A 20,398-nucleotide genomic window follows, 5' to 3' on the forward strand; every position below is an offset into this window, starting at 1 on the left:
AGCGTGAGCACTCCAGGCACTGCCGTCACCATATATCTAAATCGATTGGATTTAATAAAGCAACTCCGGGACGCTTCGTGGCGGCGGGCCAGGGTAATTGACGCAAACGGTCGTGGTGAAGCGCACCCCTGCCCGCGTCCGGCTAGCCCCCTAGGATCAACCCGCTGGCCTTGGGCGACAGCGCGTCATCCAGCACCAGGCAGGCGCCGCCGATGGCCCCCACCTCGAAGCCCAGCGGGGACGACACCACGTCAACCTCGTGGATCGCCCGCGACACAAACCGTTTGTTAATTTCCTCCCGCAGGATGGGCAGCGCAAGCTCGTCCAAGCCGTCCCACAGCGGGCCGCCAAAGATGACCCGGTCCACGTCCAGGATGTTGGCCACCTGCCCCACGGTTCCGCCCAGCAACCCGGCGGCCCGGCCGATGATCGCCGCGGCCGCCGGCTCCCCCTCGCTGGCCATGCGGCAGAGCGTGACGATCCATTCGGTGGCCTGATGGCGGTCCCCCAGCTCGGCGCCGGCCGGGAAGATGCCGGCCTCCACGGCCTGCCGGAACAGCGTGCCGAAGTTCAGCGCCATGCCCACGCAGGTGCGTTTCCCGCAGTCGCACAGCGGGACCTCTGCCTCCACCGGAAAATGGCCGATCTCCCCGATATTGCTGGAGGCGCCGCGCAGCACCTGTCCGTCGAGCACGATGCCGGCGCCCAAGCCCGTGCCCAGGTAAACGAACACGAAGTTCTCGGGCTCCCGCCGTCCGCTGGCCCACAGTTCCGCCACCGCCGCGGCCGTCGTGTCCTTGTCCATCAGCACCGGCAGGCCCGTCAGGTCGCGCAGGGGTTCGCGCAGCGGCACCGAGGTCCACTCGCGCATCATCGGCGGATCCACCACCATCCCTTCGGCCGCGTCGATCGGCCCGGGCGCGGCCAGCCCGATGCCCAGGATGCGGTGGCGCTCGATCCCGGAAGCGGTGATGAGCGCCTCCGTCGCGGCGGCCATGGCGGCAGCCATCCCGTCCGGCTGGCCTGCGGCGGGGACGTCGTGCCGGGCACGCGCCACCACCTCGCCGTCGAGGTTCAGCATCACCAGGGTCATGACCACGGGGTCGAGGTGGATGCCGATCGCGAGCCGGCTGGAAAGTTCCAGCTGCAGGACGGTGCGCGGTTTGCCGGGCCCGCTGACCGTCTTGCGGTCCTCGCGCACCAGGCCCTCGTCCACCAGCCGGCGCACTACGTTGGAGATGGTCTGCGGGGACAGCCCGGTGCTCTCCACCAGTTCCACCCGGGCGATTCCCCCGCGGGCACGTCGGATGGCGTTGAGGATCACGGCCTGGTTGTAGCCGCCCAGGCGGCCCAGGTTGGTTCCGCGCTGCATTGCACCCGCTTTCCACTTCTTCGACGTGTGGGACCCAGAGCAACTCTAGTCATTGAGCGGGCGGACCACACCCGCCACGCGGCCAGCCCCCTGGCGCGGGCCGGACCGCCGCACTCAGGCCAAACCGGCCACCCGGGTATCGCTGAGGAACTGGGTCCGGTACAGCTCGGCGTAGCGGCCCTCCAGGGCCAGCAGCTCAGCGTGCGTGCCCTGCTCGGCAATCCGGCCGCCCTCAATGACCAGGATCCGGTCGGCGGAGCGCACGGTGGACAGCCGGTGGGCAATGACGACGGCGGTGCGACCCTCGAGTGCCTCGCTGAGCGCGGCCTGCACGGCGACTTCATTGGTGGAGTCCAAGGCCGCCGTCGCCTCGTCCAGGATCACCACCCGGGGATGGCCCAGCAGCAGCCGGGCGATGGTCATCCGCTGCCGTTCGCCGCCGGAGAGGCGGTAGCCGCGCTCCCCCACCATGGTGTCCAGGCCGTCCGGCAGGGAACGGATCAGGTCCTGCAGCCGGGCGCGGCGCAGCACGTCCCATATCTCGTCGTCGCTGGCCTCCGGCCGGGCCAGCAGCAGGTTGGAGCGGATGGTCTCGTGGAACAGGTGTCCGTCCTGGGTCACCATGCCGATGGTTCCGCGCAGCGCCTCGAAGCTCAGGTCACGGACATCGGTGCCCGATAGCTCGACGGAACCGGAGTCCACGTCGTACAGGCGGGCCAACAGCTGGGCCATGGTGGATTTTCCAGCCCCCGAAGAGCCCACCAGCGCCACCGTCTGGCCCGGCTCCACCCGGAAGCTGATCCCGTGCAGCACCTCCTCGCCGCCGCGGGCGTCGAGGGTCGCGACCTCCTCCAGGGAGGCCAGCGACACCTTCTCGGCGGAGGGGTAGGCGAACCGCACGTCCTTGAACTCGACGGAGACCGGGCCCGGCGGCACGGCAGCGGCGTCGTCCTTTTCGGTAATCAGGGGCTTCAGGTCCAGCACCTCGAAGACGCGCTCGAAGCTGACCAGCGCACTGGAAATCTCCACCCGGGCGTTCGCCAGGGCCGTCAGCGGCGCGTACAGGCGGGTGAGCAGGAGCGCCAGCGTCACCACCTCGCCGGGATCCAACTGGCCGATGATGGCGTAGAAACCGCCGAGCCCGTAGACCAGGGCCAGGGCCAGCGCGGACACCAGGGTGAGCGCCGTGACGAACACCCACTGCATCACCGCGGTCTTGATGCCGATGTCGCGCACCCGCTGGGCCCGGAGCTTGAACTCGCGGGATTCGTCGGCGGGCCGGCCGAACAGCTTGACCAGCGTGGCCCCGGGCGCGGAGAACCGTTCGGTCATCTGCGTGCTCATGGCGGCGTTGTGGTCGGCGGTCTCCCGGCGCAGTTCGGCGAGCCGGCTGCCCATCCGGCGGGCCGGCAGCAGGAACACCGGCAGCAACAGCAGCGCCAGCAGGGTGACCTGCCAGGAGGTGTTCAGCATGACGATCAGCGTGAGGATCAGCGCCACGAGGTTGCTCACCACCCCGGAGAGCGTTCCGGCAAAGGCACGCTGCGCCCCGATGACGTCGTTGTTCAGCCGGCTGACCAGCGCGCCGGTGCGGGTGCGCATGAAGAAGGCGATCGGCATCTTCTGGACGTGGTCGAATACGGCGGTGCGCAGGTCCAGGATGATGTCCTCGCCCAGCCCGGAGGAAATCCACCGGGTCACCATGCTGAGCCCGGCGTCGGCGATGGCCACCAGGGCGATGACGACGGCGAGCCAGATCACTACCTCGACGCCGGTTTTGGCCACGATCGCGTCCACCACCCGGCCGGCGAGAACCGGCGTGGCGACGGCCAGCGTGGCGGTCACCACCGAGAGCAGCACAAAGACAGCAATCTTGCCCTTGTAGGGCGCGGCGAACGCAAAGGTCCGGCGGACAGTCTCCCGCGAGAAGGACTTCTGCTCCTTCGAGTGCGAAAGCCGGTACAGCGAACTCCAGGCTGCCCCTTCCATGGACATGATGGCTCCTAACGGCTGATGGTGCTACTGCCACCCTAGAACCATTCCGAACGCCCTGGTGTTCCTGCCCGCGGCCATGCGGCCGGAAGCTGTCCGGAATTGCGGGCGGGCAGGCAAAGCCGCCGGACCCACCGGCGCCGCCCCCGCCCGCCCGGCGCCACCCGGCGCCGCCCGGCGTCAGCTGAGCTGCTTCTCCTCGTGCGGGACGAAGCGCACCGTCATCGCCTTGAAGCCCGGCGTGTTGGACTCCCGTGCCACCAGGTCCCGGTGCACCAGCGCGTTGGCCTCCGGGAAGTAGGCGGCCGCACAACCCCGCGCCGTCGGGTAGGACACCAGGCGGAACTCGTCCGCGCGGCGCTCGGTGCCCTTGAACGTGCTGATCACGTCCACCAGGTCGCGGTCGGCGAAGCCCAGTTCGGCCAGGTCGTCGGGGTGCACCAGGATGACCCGCCGCCCGTTGGAGATGCCCCGGTAGCGGTCGTCCAGGCCGTAGAACGTGGTGTTGTACTGGTCGTGGCTGCGGATGGTCTGCAGGATCAGGTGTCCCTCGGGCGCCTCCAGGTACTCCAGCGGGCTGACCGTGAACCGCGCCTTGCCGATGTCGGTGGCGAAGGAGCGGGTGTCGCGCGGCGGGTTCGGCAGCACAAAGCCGCTCTTGTTCCGGATCCGCGTGTTGAAGTCCTCGAACCCCGGCAGCACGCGGGAGATGTGGTCCCGGATCACGTCGTAGTCCTCGGCCATCGCCCGCCAGTCCACTGGGTGGTCGTCGCCGAAGGTGGCCTGGGCCATCCGCGCGATGATCACCGGTTCGGCCAGCAGGTGCTCGCTGACCGGCTCCAGCCGGCCCTGCGTGGACCGGACGACGGACATGGAGTCTTCCACCGAGAGGAACTGCGCGCCCTTCGGGTGCTTGTCGTCCCGGTCGGTACGGCCCAGCGTCGGCAGGATCAGCGACGTCTTCCCGTGCACCACGTGGGAGCGGTTGGGTTTGGTGGAGACATGTACGGTCAGGCCGGCCTTCTTCATCCCGCTCTCGAGCAGCTCGGTCTCCGAGTTCGCCAGCGCGAAGTTGCCGCCCATGGAGACGAAGACGTCGACCTTGTCCTCGTGGAAGCGGTCGATCGCCTCGGTGGAATCGACGCCGTGCTCGCGCGGCGAGGTGATGCCGAACTCCTTGTCCAGCGCCGCCAGCAGCCACTCCTTGGGCTTCTCCCAGATGCCCATGGTGCGGTCGCCCTGGACGTTGGAGTGGCCGCGGACCGGGCAGGCACCGGCGCCGGGCTTGCCGAAGTTGCCCTGGAGCAGCAGCAGGTTCACGATTTCGCGCAGGGTATCGACCGAGTGCGGCTGCTGGGTCAAACCCAGCGCCCAGCAGATGATGGTGGCCTTGGACTTGGCCAGCAGCCCGGCGACCTTGGCGATCTCCAGCCGCGACAGCCCGGTGGCCTTCTCGGTTTCGGTCCAGTCGACGTGCCGGCGGGCTTCGACGTACTCCTCGAAGCCTTCGGTGTTCGCGTCGATGAACGCCTTGTCCACGACGGTGCCCGGGGCGCGGCCTTCCTCTTCGAGCAGCAGGTGTCCCAGCGCCTGGAAGAGGGCGAGGTCCCCGCCCACCTTGATCTGCAGGAATTCGTCGGCCAGCGCGGTGCCGCCGCGCAGCAGCCCGTCCACCGACTGCGGGTCCTTGAACGCCATCAGCCCGGTTTCGGGCAGCGGGTTCACCGCCACGATGGTGCCGCCGTTGTCCTTGCACTCCTTGAGCGCGGAGAGCATGCGCGGGTGGTTGGTCCCGGGGTTCTGGCCCACCACGAAGATCAGCTCGGAGTGGTGGATGTCCTCCAGCGACACGGTGCCCTTGCCGATGCCGATGGTCGGGTTCAGGGCGCTGCCGGAGGACTCGTGGCACATGTTGGAGCAGTCCGGCAGGTTGTTGGTGCCCAGCGAGCGTGCGAACAGCTGGTACATGAACGCGGTCTCGTTGGCGGTCCGGCCCGAGGTGTAGAACACGCAGCGGTCCGGCGTCGTGGCCCTGATGCGTTCGCCAATCAGGCTGAACGCGTCCGCCCACGAGATCGGCGAATAGTGCGTCTCCCCCTCGCGGATGATGACCGGCTCGGTGATCCGGCCTTGCTGGCCCAGCCAGTATTCGGTCTTCGTGGAGAGCTCTTCGATGGAGTGGCGCGCCCAGAACTCGGGCGTGACGGTGCGCTTCGTGTTCTCCTCCGCCACGGCCTTGGCGCCGTTTTCGCAGAACTCGGCCGGCTTGCGCGGACCGGTGATGGATTCGGGCCAGGCGCACCCCGGGCAGTCGAAACCGCCGCGCTGGTTGATCCGCAGCAGCGACCGGGCGGTGCGGGAGACGCCGGCCTGTTCGATGCCGCGCTCCAACGCAACCTTCACCGCCGGAATACCGGCGGCGACCTTCTTCGGTTCCTTGACCTTCAGGGTGCTTTCATCAATGTCATTCACGGGTGCCGGACGAGTCATGCCCCTAATGTATCCCGGCTCACACCGGTTCCCCGACTCACCCGGCGCGTCTCACACGAAATTCCCGACGGCGGCGCCCACCCGCCCCGGGTGGGCGTACACGTTAATGCTGCGGCCGCGGCTGAAGCCGGCCAGTGTCAGTCCCACCTTTTCCGCCAGCTCGACGGCGAGCGAGGACGGCGCGCTCACGGCCGACAGGACGGGGATCCCCGCGAGATAGGCCTTCTGGACCAATTCGAACGAGGCGCGCCCGGAGACCTGCAGCACCGTGTGGCGCAGCGGCAGCCGCCCCTCGCGCAGCGCCCAACCCACCACCTTGTCCACCGCGTTGTGCCGGCCCACGTCTTCGCGCAGGCAGAGCAGTTCGCCCGCGACGCTGAACAGCCCGGCGGCGTGGACGCCGCCGGTGCGCTCGAACACCTGCTGCCGTTCGCGCAGCCGGTCCGGCAACTGCAGCAGGATCTCCAGCGGCACGTCGCCGCCGGCACCGGTGCCGTCCGCGCCCGGGGAGGCTCCGCCGTCGTCATGGTGCAGCGGGAAGCGGGAGCGCTTCGTCACGGCGTCGATCGAGGCGGTGCCGCAGATGCCGCACGCGCTGCTGGTGACCACCTGCCGGTCAAGCCGCGGATCCGGCAGCGCCACCCCCGGCGCCAACTGGGCCTCCACCACGTTGAAGGTCTGCCGCCCGTCCTCGTCCTCGCCGGCACAGAAGCGCATCGAGACGAGATGTTCGGGCGACCAGATGACGCCCTCGGAGACCAGGAAGCCGGCCACCAGGTCGAAGTCGTCGCCCGGGGTGCGCATGGTGATGGAGAACGCGCGGCCGGCCAGCCGGATCTCCAGCGGCTCTTCCACCGCCATCACGTCCTCGCGGCGGCGCGGCGGCGCATCGAGACTGAGTTTGAGCACCTTGCGGCGCTGCGTTAAGCGGCCCATGAAGTTCTCCTCTACTGCCTGTAACAAGGGTAAGGCAGCCACGCGGCTGCGCGCGGCGGGCGCAGCGGCGGGGCCGGCTGCGGGCTGGGAGCGCCGTTTACCAGGGCAGCTCGAGGGCCGGCAACTGCTCGCCGGGTTCGGCGCCGGCGGCCGGCACCACCATCACCCCGTCGGCGGCCGCCAGTCCCCTCATCATCGCCGAGCCGATGCGGTCCGCGGGGACGGCACCGCCATCCGGCGACCGACCGTAGGGCACCAGCCGGTCCTGGTCGTGCAGCGGTGGCATGGCTGTTCCGGCGGGCACGGTGCGCAGCGGGGCCAGCGGCCGGCCGGTCATCCCGGCCAGCAGCGGAGCCGCCAGGGTCAGCAGCGCCATCATGGCGGCCAGCGGATTGCCCGGCAGGCCCACCAGCAGCCGCCCGTCGGCCAGCCGGGCCAGCAGCGCCGGATGCCCCGGACGCATCCGGACGGACGGAATCAGGATCGTGGCCGCGTCCGCGTCCAGCACCCGGCGCAGATGATCGGCCGAGGAGTGGCCCGTTCCGCCGGTGGTGACCACGACGTCGCCGCCGCAGCCGGCGATGGCTTCCGCGGTGGCCGCGAAGTCGTCGGGCAGCCGCCGGCTGTCCATCACCTGGCCGCCGAGCCGGGCGATGATGGCCGGCAGCGTGGGCCCGAACGTGTCCCGGACCCGCCCGGGAGCGGGAATGCCGGAGGTGACCACTTCGTCGCCGGTGAGCAGCAGGGCCACCTGCGGCACGGGGGCGACGGGGAGCGCGTCGTGGCCGCACACCGCGGCGACGGCCAGGTGCGCCGGGGTCAGCACGGTGCCGGCGGAGACCACGACGGCGCCGGCGGCGGTCTCCTCGCCGGCCGGGCGGATGTGCCGCCCGGGGGCCAGTTCCCGCTCCGCGGTCCCCGGGCACAGCTGAAGCCGGCCAGTCGCCGGGGTGCCGCATTCGCTGCGCAGCACGCTGTCCGTGCCGTCGGGGATCAGGCCGCCGGTGACGACCGGGGCGGCCAGCCCCGGCCGCAGGTCGCTGCCGGCCGGCACCAACTGCCACGGCCCCGGGCCGGCGACGGCCCAGCCGTCCATGGCGGAGGAAGCATAGTGCGGGACCGGCACCAGCGCCGTTACGTCGCGGGCCAGCGTGCGGCCGGCACAGGCGGCCAGCTCCACGTTCGCGGGATCGGGCCGTCCCGCCTCCCGGCCCGCGGCATAGGCGGCTCTGCGGGCGTCGTCCCAGCGCAGGCCCGCGGCGCTCACTCCTGCACTGCGCCGTGCCGGCGCGCCACTTCGTCGGCCACGCGGGAGGCGGCGCGCATGGCCACCTCGGGTGTTGCCTGTCCGGTGGCGGCCGCCAGGCCGGCCGCGTAGCCCACCACGAAGGTGGTCAGCGGCGCCGCCGGGCGGATCACGCTGTGCGCCGCGACGCCGGCGAGCCCCAGCACGGCGTCGATGTCAACGGGCGTGTCTTCGATTTCCAGCGCCTGGAGCAGTTCGCTGACGAAGGGGGAGAGCTTTTCGGCCGCTCCGGACACAATGGCCTCCGATCCGCCCGGTGCGGGCAAGTACAACGTTTGTTTCAGGCTACGGCGCGGGCCGAACAATGCCAAAGCGGCCCGCGTCCTGCCACGTATCGACGTCGGAGGTGTGGCCCCCTGACGGGCCCTCGAGCGTGATCTCGGCGGCGGGCAGCCCGCCGAGCAGCCGCCGGACCGGCTGGCCGGCCAACCCGGCCGCACCCCCGGCGTTCCGCACCGCGGCCTCCAGCGCCGCGCTGTCCGCGCAGCAAGCCAGCGGCTGCTGCTTGCCGTCGGCGTCCACCGGGATCCAGAGCCTGGCCTCCGGCCGGCTGACGGCGTGGCGCAGCAGCAATTCCGGCAGCCCGGCCAGCATCGGCATGTCGCAGGCGAAGAGCAGCGTGAACGGGGCCCGCACGGAAGCACCGCCGTCGTCGTCCCGCGCCCGCGCGGAGCCCCCGCCGTCGTCGTCCCGCGCCCGTCGGGAGGCACCGCCGTCGTCGTCCCGTAACAGCGCCTCGATCCCCGCCGCGATGCCCGCTGCCGGGCCGGAGAACGGCGGGTCCTCCCGGGTGAGCGTCAGCCGCAGCGGCTGCGGGACCAGCGTGCGGCGGAAAGCTTCCACTTCCTCGGACAGGTCATCCGGGCCGACGACGGAGATCCGCCGGGCCCCGCAAACGGCCTCCAGCGTGCGGCGCAACAGGGTGGCCCCCTCGAGCCGCAACAATGCCTTGGGGCTGCCGCCCAGGCGTGAGGATCGGCCGCCGGCCAGCACGACGGCGTCGAAAACCGGAGCCGTCACGCGGCGGTATGGGTGTCGAGGAACTGGCTCCAGGCCGGGGCGGGACGGTCCAGGTCGCGAATCCGCCAGCGGGCGCCGCTGGGCGGCCGGGGCGTGAAGCGCAGGCTCCAGCCCATCTGGGCCAGCGTGCGGTCGCCCTTGGCGTTGTTGCAGCGCAGGCAGCAAGCCACCAGATTCTCCCAACTGTCTTCTCCCCCGCGGGACCGGGGCTTGACGTGGTCCACCGTGGTGGCTGTCTTCCCGCAGTAGGCGCAGAGGTGGTTGTCGCGGCGCAGGACGCCGCGGCGGGTCACCGCGGTGTCCTTGTTGTACGGCATCTTAATGTAGCGGTTGAGCAGGATGACCGAGGGGCGGCCCAGTATGTCGTTGGGGCCGACGACGGGGTCCCCGTCTTCGGCGATCACGCTGGCTTTGCCGGTGAGCACAAGAAGCAGCGCCCGGCGGAAGGTGACAACCGCCAGGGGTTCGTAACCAGCATTCAGAACGAGTGTGCGCATGCACATTCCTCTAGGTCTGGCCAACCCGACCGGTGCTTCAGATCCCGGTCCGGGACTGGATTTTCTGCACTGACAGTCAAAGAGTATGACGGCGAGTGCGTTCCGCGCTAACTTTTTCACCGCCCGTGGGCCATAGGAATGATGCCGCGGGCGGTCCGGTGGCGCGGCGACGGACACCCGCGGGGCCCACCTTGGGCCGTGGCGAGACCGGTCCGCGCAGGCGCCTAACCTCCTGACAACGCCGCCGGCCCCGGTGCGCGCGCTGGGCGTGCACCGGGGCCGGCGGGACGGTCGCTGTGGACCGGGAAGGCTGTTGCCTAGTTGACGCGGATGGCTACGTAGCCGGATCCGACGTCCGCGCTGGCCAGTGCCGTGGTGTAACCGGTCCAGCCGCCGTGGATGGCCTGGCCGTTGCCCACGTAGATGGCGATGTGCGCAACACCTGCTCCGCCGTCGGAGTAGTAGAGCAGATCGCCCGGCTGCGGGGTGGAAACCTGGGTGCCGTAGCTGAAGAACTGTGCGGGTGCGAGGTCCCCCACCGAGAAACCGGCGGCGCGCAGGGCCTTCTCCACCATGGCGGTGCAGTCCTGCGAGATGCCGATCTGGCCGTACGCGGAGGACACCAGCGTGGAGGCCACGCCGCTGGCGGAAGCTTCGGCCTTCGCCGGGGCTGCCTTGGCTGCGGGAACGGCGGCGGCTGCCTTGACCTCGACCGCGGGAGCGGCGGCCTGGACGGCGCCCTGTGCGGTGTCTGCGGCCTCCTCGACGACCGGGGCCACTTCCTCGGCCACGGCTTCGACGACAGGCTCGGGCTCCGGGGCCGGAGTGGACTTGATGGCGGGACGCGAGAAAGTCAGCTCCACGGCACTCGAAGCCTGGACGGTGTCCACCTGCACGCGGCTGGGTACGGACACGGTGGATGCGGTGCGTTCGATGGAGGTTGACTGCGCGGGAACCGCGGCGGTCAGGGCCAGTCCGGACGCGGCAGCGATCACGGCTGCCGAGCGACCCATGGATCCGGCATTGGACGAGACGGCTTTGGAAATCGTCTCCAGCGGGTTGGTGCGGACGGAAACGGCGCGGTGGCGCCCCGTAGCGGTGTCATTGAACACGTTAAAGGCCTCTCCCAATGCCTGCGAGGTGAGCTGTCGGATTCGGATGGGAGTGCATCCGGCCGCAGCCCTCCCCGGCAATGCCTGAGAGTGCTGGCGACTTAACCCCAAGGGTTCCTGTACGGAACCCGAATTTGGTTCCCCCGCCTCTGCCCGCGAAGTTTTTTGCGAACGGACTCCGGACGGTGGCAGAGCTCGGCAATCCACCCGGAGGTCCCAGCCGTTTGGCAACTGGCACGCGTTAGAGCGTATACGATCAATCACGCATTGTCACATTCTGATCACGGCGTGGTGATGTTTTGATTACGACAGCCCTCGGAGCCCTGCTTCCTGACGGTTCCGGGACGGGGCTGGTACGAAGGGTGCACCGTGCGTTTCGGGGCTGCGCACACGTTCCAAGCGCCGTTGTCGCGCGGGTCTTCCGAACGGGTCATCCGCGCCCGTTTCCGAGCAGAGGTTCCGCGCGGCTCCGGACCCGACTTCGCGCACGGGTCTTCCGCGCGCCGACCGGACCCCTTCTTCGCGCCACTCCTGGGCAGGTCTGCCGCGCGCTGTGTCCGCGCGCCGCTCCGGACCCGTCTTCGCGCGCCGGTTCCGTGCCGTCTTCGCGCGCCGCACCCGCGCCCCGTTTCCACCCAGGTCCTCCGCACGCCGTTTTTAACGCCCGCAGCGCGCCCCGAAGGACGCGCCGCGAGAAGGCCGTGACAGGAAGTGCTTAGCCCGCCGGACGGATGAAGACCGGGCCGGAGCCGATGTAGGCGCTGCCCAAGACAGTGCTGTAGCCCGCCCACCCGCCGTGGACCGCCTGGCCGTTGCCGACGTAGATGGCCACGTGGGCCACGCCGGCACCGCCGTTGGCGTAGTAGATGATGTCGCCGGGCTGCGGGGTGGCCACCTGTGTGCCGTAGGCAAAGAACTGCGCCGGGGCGAGGTCGCCCACCGCGAAGCCTGCCGCGCGCAGGGCGTTCTCGACCAGGGCCGTGCAGTCCTGGGCGACCCCGATCTGTCCGTAGGCGGCCGCGACGATGGCGCCGGCGGCTCCGCTGGCGGCAGCCTCGCCGGCCTTCTTGACGGTCTTGGTTTCGTTCGACCCGGCGTCGTTGCCGGTCGTGGGGTTGATCTCGTTGGAGACGGCCTGGACAACCGGCTCCGGTGCGGGGGTTGAGGTGATCCCCGCGCGTTCGAAGGTCAGCTTCACGGCTGCGGAGGCCTGCACGGCCTCCACCTGCACGCGGGCCGGGGCCTCGACCCCTCGGTCAGCGCTGACAGCCTGGGCCGGGATGGTACCGGTCAGAACCAAGCCGGTAGCGGCGGCGATCACCGCACCCTGACGTCCCATGGTTCCCGCATTCGCGGACACAGCCTTGGAAATCGTCTCAAGCGGGCTCGTGCGGACGGGGGTCGCACGATGGCGGCCCGCAGTAATGCTCTTGGACACGGTCTGTACCTCTCCCAAATGCCTGCGAAGTGAGCTGTCGGGTTCGGATGGGAGTTCATCCGGCCGGTCGGCTGCGGGCTGGTGGCCCAGGCCTGATCGGCTTTACCCCAAGGACACCGTGCGATGTCCGGGAAGTGGTTCCCCCGCCTCTGCCATGCGATTCGGTGCGAACGAACTTCGGGCGACGGCAGAGTTCGGCATTCCGCCCGAAGGTGCCAGCCTGTTGACGACTGGCACGGGTGAAACCTTATAACAGTTTGCGGGATGTGTCACGTTCCGATTACGGCGTGTTCATCACAGCCAGCCGGTGGGGTCCACCAGCTTGTCGTTGACCATCACTTCGAAGTGGAGGTGGCAGCCGGTTGAGGCGCCGGTGGTGCCGCTCTGGCCCACCGTCTCCCCGCGCTGCACGGTGGCACCGACGGACGTGTCAATGGTGCTCAGGTGGTTGTAGGTGGTCTTCAGGCCGTTGCCGTGGTCCACCACGATCCGGTTACCGCCGCCGCCGACCTGGAAGCCCGCCTCGATGACGGTTCCGCCGGCCGCTGCGTGGACCGGGGTGCCGCAGGCTGCTCCATAGTCCTGGCCGGTGTGCAGCTCCCCGGCGTAGCCGGTGATGGGGCTGACGCGGTAGCCGAACGGCGACGTCATGGTCAGCTCGTCCATCGGCTGCGAGAGGGAGCCTTCGCTGCTGACGACCTTGGCATTGCTGCCCGAGGCGACCATGACCTGCTTCAGCTTCGTGTCCGGGTCGAATTTGCTGGTCAGGCCGGCACGCTCGAACGTCAGCCGGGCTTCGGTGGCGGCGGAGATGCTGCTGGCGGCCGGGGCATCCTGCGGGGCGTCGGCGGTGGCGCCGGCCGTCGTCGGCAGCATCACGGTCAGTGCCATCCCGGAGGCGGCTGCAACGATCGCTGTCTTATGCCCGACGTCGCGCGCGGCTGCTGCTACCGGAGACGGCGCCGGCTGGGCGCGGCGTCGGCCGGGCGTTGCGGCACGAGGGCGTGAGTGTTCGGCCGGGGCGGTTGAACGGCGCCGTCCCGAGGCTTTGTGTCCTGCCAAAATTCTGTTACCTCTCCCAAAGCGCCTGCGAAGTTAGCTGTCGGATTCGAGTCAAGAGAAAACTCGGCCACACCGCACAGAGCGCCGGTGGAACGATTCACCGAGGCTTTGCCCGCTGCGGCTTCACCCCAAGGCAGCGAACAACCTGCCGCTTGGTGGGTCCTCCGCCCCTGTCTCACGGATACACGCCTCCGCCGACAGGGTTCGGCTTGCGAAGGGTGTGGGAATCGATGTCTCGATGCCCGGGTCAACTATACGTAAAACTCCCCGAAAGTAATAAATCCGTTATCCGGGGTGCGTGTTTTCAAGGGTCAACGTTTCATCGCATTGATACAAAGATGTGCGCGGCGACTTCCGGCGGCAGCTCCAAGGCCCCTTCGATCCCCGGCACGCGCACGGAGATGTACTCGCCGGCGGTCTCCAGCTGAAGGCTGGCGCCCGGCTTCAAACCGCCCTCTTCCAGCTGGAGCAACAGTTCCGGTTCCACCTGGATGGGCTCCGCCAGCCTGACGATGCTCACCTCTTTGTCGGACGTGTAGCTGCCCATGGCCTGCGCCAGATTGAGCACGCCGGTGGTGAACTCTTCGGCCGGCTGGCCCCCGAGCGCTTCCAGGCCGGGGATGGGGTTGCCGTACGGCGAAACCGTCGGCCTGCCCAACAGTTCGTAGAGCCGCTGCTCCACCCGCTCGCTCATCACGTGCTCCCAGCGGCAGGCCTCGTCATGCACGTAGGCCCAGTCCAGTCCGATGACGTCGGAGAGCAGCCGCTCGGCCAGTCGGTGCTTGCGCATCACTTCGGTGGCTTTACGCCGGCCCAGCTCGGTCAGTTCCAGATGCCTGTCGCCGGTGACGACCACGAGTCCGTCCCGCTCCATCCGCCCGATCGTCTGCGACACGGTCGGGCCCGAGTGGCGCAGCCGCTCGGCGATCCGGGCGCGCAGCGCGACGATGTTCTCTTCTTCGAGCTCGAGGATAGTGCGCAGGTACATCTCGGTAGTGTCGATGAGATCAGTCAATGGCTTCTTGCTCCTCGGCGCGGTGAAAAGGCTGCTCCAGCAGCATGCATGAGGGTGTTTTCCCCTCCCCAGCCTAGCCTGTTTTCCTTGCCGGACCGGCAGCTTCGCCGCGGGCTGACGCGTCGGGCGCCCAACGCAACAATGGCCACTGCAACTAACGGCGGCCCTCGGCGTTGAGGCAGAATGAAACGGGCGTTCAACGGCGAACCGCCATCGAGATCATTGCCACCACGCCAGGAAAGGTATTCATGAGCGATACCCAGTCCATCAGCATTCCCGCCGACCTGCTGCCGAAAGACGGGCGCTTTGGCGCCGGGCCGTCCAAGGTGCGCCCGGAACAGGTCGACGCCCTGGTCGCCGCCGGCAAGAACCTCCTGGGCACGTCGCACCGCCAGGCACCGGTGAAGAATCTGGTGGGCAGCGTCCGCGAAGGGCTCAAGGAGTTCTTCAAGGCGCCGGAGGGTTACGAGGTCATCCTGGGCGTTGGCGGCTCGACGGCGTTTTGGGACGTTGCAACCTTCGGACTGGTCGAGCAGAAGGCCCAGCACCTGTCCTTCGGGGAGTTCAGCTCCAAGTTCGCCGCGGCCACCAACAAGGCTCCGTTCCTGGCCGAGTCCAGCATCATCACCTCGGAACCCGGCTCCCGGCCGGAGCCGCGGGCTGAGGCCGGCGTGGATGTCTATGCGTGGGCGCAGAACGAAACCTCCACCGGCGTGGCGGCTCCGGTGCAGCGAGTGAAGGGTGCCGACGACGGCGCCTTGGTCCTCATCGACGCCACCTCCGCCGCGGGCGGGCTCGACGTCGACGTCGCCCAGAGCGACGTCTACTACTTCGCGCCCCAGAAAAACTTCGCGTCCGACGGCGGCCTGTGGCTGGGCGTCTTCTCCCCCGCAGCGCTGGAACGGGCCGCCCGGATCGGTGCCACCGACCGCTGGATTCCGGACTTCCTCAATCTTGAAACGGCCATCGACAATTCGCTGAAGAACCAGACCTACAACACGCCTGCGCTGGCAACCTTGGTCACGCTCAACGCCCAGATCGAGTGGCTGAACGGCAACGGCGGTTTGGACTTTGCTTCCGCCCGGACCGCCGATTCGGCAGGACGGGTGTACCAGTGGGCGGAGGCTTCCGCCGTGGCGACCCCGTACGTGGCGAACCCGGAGCACCGCTCGAACGTCATCGCGACGGTGGACTTCGACGAGTCGGTTGACGCCGCGGCGGTCGCCAAGGTGTTGCGCGCGAACGGAGTGGTGGACGTGGAGCCGTACCGCAAGCTCGGCCGCAATCAGCTGCGCATCGCCACCTTTGTCGCCGTGGAGCCGGAGGACGTCAGCGCGCTGCTGGCCTGCATCGACTACGTGGTGGACCGGGTCAAGGGCTGATTCCCCCGACCTCGCGTCGTTTCGCAAAGGTCCGGCTACCGTTCGCGGCGGCCGGACCTTTCGCATTGGCAGCAGTTGCGTAGGGCGTTGCGCCAGCCGCGTCCCGCCGTCCAGCGAGCCTGAACGCTCGCCCCTCAAACTGTCGGAGGCAGCCGGTAGCGTGAGGATATGGAGGGCGAGGGCGACGAGCTTCGGTTCCCGGTTCCCGGACAGGGACTGGTGATGGACCTTGGTGTGCCTTCGCGTCCGGACAGTTCCCTGCTGGAAGCGCTGCTGCAGCACGTGGTGGCAGAAGCGTTGCTCCGCCGGTATGGCATCAGCTCTGATCGCGCCGGACTCTACTCGGCGGCCGCTGACCCTGGTGCGTCTGCCGCCGCCGAGGCGGCCGACACTGCAGAGATTCCCTCGCCAACCAAAGCCGACGGCGGCGGGCAGCCAACCGTATCCGAGGATCCCGGAGCATCCCAGGAATCTGGCGCCGGACAACCGACGGCCGGGACCACCGAGGAGGGGGTAGGACTGACCGTGGTGCCGGAGGACGCCGGTGGCGATCCTGTGATGCCCGAGGGCGGGGTGGGGGTGCCTGCCGTGCTGGCCGGTTTGTTGGCGGTGGTGGAGCCGGCGGAACTGGATGACGTGCAGACCATGGATTATCTTTTGGCTGCCGCGCGGGTGGAGGCGTGGGTGCAGTCGTGCCGGGTGAAGGCGTTGGACCGCTTCGCCCGGCTGCGTCCCGGTGTTGGCGGGGACCGGGACCCGGAAGGCTTTTCCCGCTTCGCGCACCACGAGATCTCGGCGCACCTGTGCACCGGTGACGCCGCGGCGCGGGCCATGCTGGCCGACGCCCGGCAGATCTGCACACACCTGCCGGGCACTCTCGAGGCGATGGGCCGCGGGGACCTGGACTTGCCGCGGGCGAAGGCGCTGGCCCGCGGCTGCGCGGACCTGCCGGCGGAATGCCTGCAGGATTTTGAGGCCGCGGTGCTGCCCGGCGCCGGGGACGTCACATTGGATACCGTGCGGTCCCGTGCCCGGCGGATGCGGGACCGGCTGCACCCGGAATCCCTGGAGCAGCGGCACCGGCGGGCGAACGAGTCCCGGGACGTGCAACTGACCGACCAGGACGACGGGATGGCCGAGTTGTGGATCCGGACCAGCGCGGACAAGGCGCATCTGGTCTTCGACCGGATCCAGGCCACAGCCCGCTCCCTCCAAGGCCCCGGCGAGGCCAGGACCCTGCCCCAACTGCGCGCCGACGTGTTCTCTGACCTCATGCTGACCGGCCGCACCTGCCCGGCCGGCGGGGCGGCCACGACGACGACGGACGACACGACACCGGCAGCCCCGGCCACGGCACCGGCAACCGCCGGTAGCGGCGCCTTCGTTGGATGCGAGGCAACCGCCGTCAGCGGCGGCGGCAACTGTGGTGGTGCGGGGCCGGGGACGCTGGTCACGGTGCCCCTGGCCACGCTGCTGGGACTGGGCGAGGAGCCCGGGGACTTGGCCGGGCACGGCCCGATCCCGGCAGACATGGGACGGGAACTGGCGCAGCTGGCCAGGTCTTGGCTGCCGGTGCTCACCGACGACCACGGCCAGGCGATCGCGGCCGCCCGGAAACTGCGGACTCCGCCCCAATGGCTCAAACGCCTGGTCCGTGTCCGGGACCGGCACTGCCGCTTCCCCGGCTGCCGCCGCGCGGCCAGATACTGCGAGATCGACCATGTCCGCGGGTGGGACGACGGCGGGCCGACTATGCCGGAAAACCTGCAGTGCCTGTGCAGCGCCCACCACGCGGCGAAGACCGGCGGGCACATCCATGCCCAGGCCGGGCCACACGGTGAGATCACATGGACCACGCGCACCGGCCACCGCAAGACCACTTACCCGGACGAGGGCTGGGACACTCTCCTGCCCCGGCCGAAGGAGACGGAAGCGGCATCCAGCGGCGAAAGCGAAGAGAACACCGACGGGGCCCCAGATGCAGCCGGCGCCGCTGCCGCCACTGGAGACGGCGCCGCCCGCGATATCAGCGACCGCGGCGACCAACCACCAAAACGTACGCTCGGCGGCATCGAACTGCCCGACGAAAACACCGACCCCAACGCACCACCCCCATTCTGAGCTTCCCGCGGCACGAGCAAAAAATGTCGGCGGCGCCTGCGGAGAATGCTGTAACGCCAGCAGAAGATTCCGGGTGCGTGGGGCGCCTGCGGTCTCGGAATCTCTTAGGCGCGACGGTCCGGCACACCGTAGGTAATGGTGAGTTTCCGGGCCGCAGAGCGGTCGAAGCGCAGACGCATGTGGTGGGCACGCCAGGCCCATACGATCCCGACCGCGGCTGCAGCCACGCCGGACAGCGCGGCCACCCCCAGCCCCCAGCGCGGGCCGAAGCTGTTGGCCACCAAACCGACCAGAGGCGCACCGATCGGGGTCCCGCCCATCAGGATGGCCATGTACAAAGACATGACGCGCCCGCGCATCATGGGAGCAGTCGTGGTCTGCACATACGCATTGGCGCTGGTCATGATCGTGATGGCGGCAGCGCCGACCGGCACGAGCGCCAGCCCGAAGAGCCAAATTGTGGGGGCGAGCCCTGCCGCAGTACAGGCGATGCCGAAGGCCACCGAGGCGCCAAAGATATAGCGCAGCCGCGGCCGGTCACGCCGTGCGCTAAGCAACGAACCGGTGACCGAACCTGCGGCCATGACCGAGGAGAGCAGGCCGAAATCACCGGCGTGTCCGCCGAATTCGGTCCGCGCCATGGAGGCGACAAAGACGGAAAAGTTCAGGCCGAAAGTACCGATGATAAAGATGGCAGCGAGCACGACCACCAGGTCGGGCCGCTGCTTCACATACCGGAAGCCTTCGAGGATCTGCCCGCGTCCCTTGGCGGCCTTCTCCCGCAGGTGAAGCTCCTGCCGTCGGATGGCGAGCAGCGCCGCGATCATTGCCGCGAAGGTAGCGGTGTTAATCAGGAATACCGGTCCGGGACCAATGGCGACGGTGAGCACACCGGCAATGGCCGGCCCGACCATTCTGGCCAGGTTGAAGGACGTGCTGTTCAGCGCCACTGCGTTGGGCAGGTAATCGTCGCGCACCACGTCCGAGACGAACGTCTGCCGTGCCGGCGCATCCACCGCTGTCACCATGCCGAGTGCCAGAGCAAAGGCGTAGACATGCCACAACTGGGCGACGTCGGCGATCACCATCAACCCCAACGCCAAGCCCAGCACGGCCATCGAAATCTGGGTGGCCATCAGCAGCTTTTGCCGGTCAAAGCGGTCGGCAACGAGCCCTGCCCAAGGAGCCAGAACCAGTTGTGGCCCCATCTGCAGGGCCATCACGATGCCCATGGCAGCGGCGTCCTGCTCGGTCAGGATGTCGTAGACCAGCCAGTCCTGCGCCGTGCGCTGCATCCACGTACCGATATTGGAGACCAAGGCTCCGATGAACCAGATCCGGTAGTTGAACAACCTCAGTGAACGAAACACGCTTTACCGCCCTTTCCGGCTGCACACCTGCCTCGTCGATGGGTCGTGTCAGGACGTAGTTTCGGCGCCGTCCTTGGCCGCGGTGACGTCGGAGGCCTTGGTCGCGGTGCCGTCGGTGGCCTCGGTGCCGTTCCCTTCGGATACGTCCTCCGTGGCCGGGCGCAGGTCCTCGGCTGCAGCCACGCCGTCCGCGGCTACATCGGAATCGTCTGCCTCGGCCCGATCCGTCGCTGCCACATGGTCGGCAGGAGCGGCCTCGGTGCCGTCCGCCGCCTCCACATCATCGCCAGCAGCGGCCTCGGTGCCGTCCGCTGCCTCCGCCACGCCGTCCGCGGCTGCCTCGGCCCGGTCCGTAGCCGTCGCATCATCGGCGGCAGCAGGCTCGGAGCGTTCCGCCGCGTCCGCCCCATCGTTTGCAGCAGCAGCCTCGGAGCGCTCCGCAGCCTCTGCTTCCGCCGCAGCCGCGGCTTCTTCGGGCCGAACCCGGTCGGCCCACGGCACCCACTCGGGCGCCAGCAGCGACTTCTCGGAGGGAAGCAGGCCCACTTCGCAAACAGTTGCTTCCTTGCCCCGCGGCACCCGGGCCAGCGTGGCGAACCACTGCCAGCCCGCGTAGCCCGCCAGTTGGGCCTCGAACCGGTGGGTGACCAGGCGGTCGCCGTCGGCAAACGTGCCTACGTGTGCACCGATCTGCTCCGACGGGGCGATCTCCAGCACACCGTCGCGCGCACGGTCCACCGCTTCGGCCAACACAGGGTCCAATTTCGGAGCACGCTTGGCGGGACGACGCCGGGGCGCCGCCTCGGCCTTCGGCTCGTCGGCGAGCGCCTGCCCCTCGTCAACCGTTTCAGCGCCGGCGTCGGTCATATTTTCAGTCATCGAGGCTGCTCTACGCGTCCAGGTCGTCGGCCACGCGGCGGAGCACCGCTGCAACCTTCGACGCGTGGGAGCGCTCCGGGTAGCGGCCCCGGCGCAGGCCGTTGGAGACCTCGTCCAGAAGCTTGATCAGGTCTTCGGTGATCACGGCCATGTCCTCGGCCGGCTTCCGCGTCGCCCGGACCACCGAGGGAGCGGCGTCGAGGATGCGCGCCGAGAGCGCGGAGGGGCCACGCCGGCCATCCGCTATACCGAATTCCATCCGGGTGCCTGGCTTGACGTCTTTGACGCCGGCCGGCAGCGCCGAGGCGTGCAGGAACACTTCCTGTCCGTCCTCGCTGGCCAGGAATCCAAACCCTTTATCCGTGTCAAACCACTTGACTTTGCCGATGGGCACTTTGCTTACCTC

At 69.1% G+C, this 20,398-nt stretch carries 17 protein-coding genes and 3 riboswitches; of the genes, 2 read left to right on the forward strand and 15 right to left on the reverse strand.

What is annotated here, in order from left to right:
* Nucleotides 1-142: 142 nt before the first annotated feature.
* The 12 genes from AC5RWG_RS16270 to AC5RWG_RS16325 all read right to left on the reverse strand — a co-directional run bounded on the left by AC5RWG_RS16270 (nt 143) and on the right by AC5RWG_RS16325 (nt 14,240).
* On the reverse strand, nt 143-1,372 hold the full coding sequence (locus AC5RWG_RS16270) for an ROK family transcriptional regulator (protein WP_494167381.1): 1,230 nt from the start codon (nt 1,370-1,372) through the stop codon (nt 143-145).
* 114 nt (nt 1,373-1,486) lie between these two features.
* On the reverse strand, nt 1,487-3,367 hold the full coding sequence (locus AC5RWG_RS16275; RefSeq protein WP_494167382.1) for an ABC transporter ATP-binding protein: 1,881 nt from the start codon (nt 3,365-3,367) through the stop codon (nt 1,487-1,489).
* Nucleotides 3,368-3,544: 177 nt separating this feature from the next.
* Entirely contained in the window at nt 3,545-5,854 is a 2,310-nt protein-coding gene (locus AC5RWG_RS16280) for an FdhF/YdeP family oxidoreductase (RefSeq protein ID WP_494023410.1), read from the reverse strand.
* 51 nt (nt 5,855-5,905) lie between these two features.
* A complete protein-coding gene (fdhD, locus tag AC5RWG_RS16285) occupies nt 5,906-6,790 on the reverse strand; it encodes a formate dehydrogenase accessory sulfurtransferase FdhD (protein ID WP_494167383.1) in 885 nt (294 codons plus the stop codon).
* Between the two features lie 97 nt (nt 6,791-6,887).
* Nucleotides 6,888-8,057 carry a molybdopterin molybdotransferase MoeA gene (locus AC5RWG_RS16290; protein ID WP_494167384.1) on the reverse strand — a complete coding sequence of 390 codons (1,170 nt, stop codon included), beginning with the start codon at nt 8,055-8,057 and terminating at the stop codon, nt 6,888-6,890.
* Nucleotides 8,054-8,332, reverse strand: a complete 279-nt coding sequence (locus AC5RWG_RS16295; protein ID WP_494014674.1) for a DUF6457 domain-containing protein — start codon at nt 8,330-8,332, stop codon at nt 8,054-8,056. Before AC5RWG_RS16295 ends, AC5RWG_RS16290 begins: the two co-directional genes overlap by 4 nt.
* A gap of 49 nt (nt 8,333-8,381) precedes the next feature.
* Nucleotides 8,382-9,116, reverse strand: coding sequence for a molybdenum cofactor guanylyltransferase (gene mobA, locus AC5RWG_RS16300; RefSeq protein ID WP_494167385.1), 735 nt, complete (start codon nt 9,114-9,116; stop codon nt 8,382-8,384).
* A complete protein-coding gene (locus tag AC5RWG_RS16305) occupies nt 9,113-9,613 on the reverse strand; it encodes an HNH endonuclease (RefSeq protein WP_493979388.1) in 501 nt (166 codons plus the stop codon). The genes mobA and AC5RWG_RS16305 overlap by 4 nt, the downstream gene beginning before the upstream one ends.
* Nucleotides 9,614-9,930: 317 nt before the next feature.
* Entirely contained in the window at nt 9,931-10,725 is a 795-nt protein-coding gene (locus AC5RWG_RS16310) for an NlpC/P60 family protein (protein WP_494128091.1), read from the reverse strand.
* Between the two features lie 4 nt (nt 10,726-10,729).
* A riboswitch (cyclic di-AMP (ydaO/yuaA leader) is annotated at nt 10,730-10,898 on the reverse strand.
* A gap of 542 nt (nt 10,899-11,440) precedes the next feature.
* Nucleotides 11,441-12,064 carry an NlpC/P60 family protein gene (locus AC5RWG_RS16315; RefSeq protein WP_494026290.1) on the reverse strand — a complete coding sequence of 208 codons (624 nt, stop codon included), beginning with the start codon at nt 12,062-12,064 and terminating at the stop codon, nt 11,441-11,443.
* A 103-nt stretch (nt 12,065-12,167) separates the two neighbouring features.
* A riboswitch (cyclic di-AMP (ydaO/yuaA leader) is annotated at nt 12,168-12,340 on the reverse strand.
* A 117-nt stretch (nt 12,341-12,457) separates the two neighbouring features.
* Nucleotides 12,458-13,054, reverse strand: coding sequence for a M23 family metallopeptidase (locus tag AC5RWG_RS16320; RefSeq protein WP_494167386.1), 597 nt, complete (start codon nt 13,052-13,054; stop codon nt 12,458-12,460).
* A gap of 177 nt (nt 13,055-13,231) precedes the next feature.
* Nucleotides 13,232-13,445, reverse strand: a riboswitch (cyclic di-AMP (ydaO/yuaA leader).
* A 99-nt stretch (nt 13,446-13,544) separates the two neighbouring features.
* Entirely contained in the window at nt 13,545-14,240 is a 696-nt protein-coding gene (locus tag AC5RWG_RS16325; RefSeq protein ID WP_494001767.1) for an iron-dependent transcriptional repressor DtxR, read from the reverse strand.
* Nucleotides 14,241-14,488: 248 nt separating this feature from the next.
* On the opposite strand from AC5RWG_RS16325, the gene serC reads away from it, so the two are divergent.
* The gene (gene serC / locus AC5RWG_RS16330) at nt 14,489-15,622 is read left to right on the forward strand and encodes a phosphoserine transaminase (protein ID WP_494128092.1); all 1,134 of its coding nucleotides are present in this window, start codon (nt 14,489-14,491) and stop codon (nt 15,620-15,622) included.
* Between the two features lie 168 nt (nt 15,623-15,790).
* Nucleotides 15,791-17,743, forward strand: coding sequence for an HNH endonuclease signature motif containing protein (locus AC5RWG_RS16335; protein WP_494167387.1), 1,953 nt, complete (start codon nt 15,791-15,793; stop codon nt 17,741-17,743).
* Between the two features lie 104 nt (nt 17,744-17,847).
* On the opposite strand, the gene AC5RWG_RS16340 is transcribed toward AC5RWG_RS16335, so the two are convergent.
* The 3 genes from AC5RWG_RS16340 to AC5RWG_RS16350 are packed head-to-tail and all read right to left on the reverse strand — an operon-like array spanning nt 17,848 to nt 20,386.
* Entirely contained in the window at nt 17,848-19,113 is a 1,266-nt protein-coding gene (locus AC5RWG_RS16340) for an MFS transporter (RefSeq protein ID WP_494128094.1), read from the reverse strand.
* Nucleotides 19,114-19,161: 48 nt separating this feature from the next.
* Nucleotides 19,162-19,992: a DUF3027 domain-containing protein gene (locus tag AC5RWG_RS16345; RefSeq protein WP_494167388.1), complete on the reverse strand. Its 831-nt coding sequence runs from the start codon at nt 19,990-19,992 to the stop codon at nt 19,162-19,164.
* A 10-nt stretch (nt 19,993-20,002) separates the two neighbouring features.
* Nucleotides 20,003-20,386 (reverse strand): cold-shock protein, encoded by a 384-nt coding sequence (locus AC5RWG_RS16350; RefSeq protein WP_494014722.1) that lies wholly within the window; start codon nt 20,384-20,386, stop codon nt 20,003-20,005.
* Between the last annotated feature and the right edge of the window lie 12 nt (nt 20,387-20,398).

The sequence above is a fragment of the Arthrobacter sp. Y3221160 genome (genome assembly GCF_059092585.1).

What these genes read in the sequence shown, in the direction of transcription:
- AC5RWG_RS16315 (WP_494026290.1), bottom strand. Translation starts at nt 12,064, where the DNA reads ATGGGACGTCAGGGTGCGGTGATCGCCGCCGCTACCGGCTTGGTTCTG.
- fdhD (WP_494167383.1), bottom strand. Translation starts at nt 6,790, where the DNA reads ATGGGCCGCTTAACGCAGCGCCGCAAGGTGCTCAAACTCAGTCTCGAT.
- AC5RWG_RS16320 (WP_494167386.1), bottom strand. Translation starts at nt 13,054, where the DNA reads ATGGCACTGACCGTGATGCTGCCGACGACGGCCGGCGCCACCGCCGAC.
- AC5RWG_RS16305 (WP_493979388.1), bottom strand. Translation starts at nt 9,613, where the DNA reads ATGCGCACACTCGTTCTGAATGCTGGTTACGAACCCCTGGCGGTTGTC.
- AC5RWG_RS16345 (WP_494167388.1), bottom strand. Translation starts at nt 19,992, where the DNA reads ATGACTGAAAATATGACCGACGCCGGCGCTGAAACGGTTGACGAGGGG.
- serC (WP_494128092.1), top strand. Translation starts at nt 14,489, where the DNA reads ATGAGCGATACCCAGTCCATCAGCATTCCCGCCGACCTGCTGCCGAAA.
- AC5RWG_RS16270 (WP_494167381.1), bottom strand. Translation starts at nt 1,372, where the DNA reads ATGCAGCGCGGAACCAACCTGGGCCGCCTGGGCGGCTACAACCAGGCC.
- AC5RWG_RS16335 (WP_494167387.1), top strand. Translation starts at nt 15,791, where the DNA reads ATGGAGGGCGAGGGCGACGAGCTTCGGTTCCCGGTTCCCGGACAGGGA.
- AC5RWG_RS16275 (WP_494167382.1), bottom strand. Translation starts at nt 3,367, where the DNA reads ATGTCCATGGAAGGGGCAGCCTGGAGTTCGCTGTACCGGCTTTCGCAC.
- AC5RWG_RS16280 (WP_494023410.1), bottom strand. Translation starts at nt 5,854, where the DNA reads ATGACTCGTCCGGCACCCGTGAATGACATTGATGAAAGCACCCTGAAG.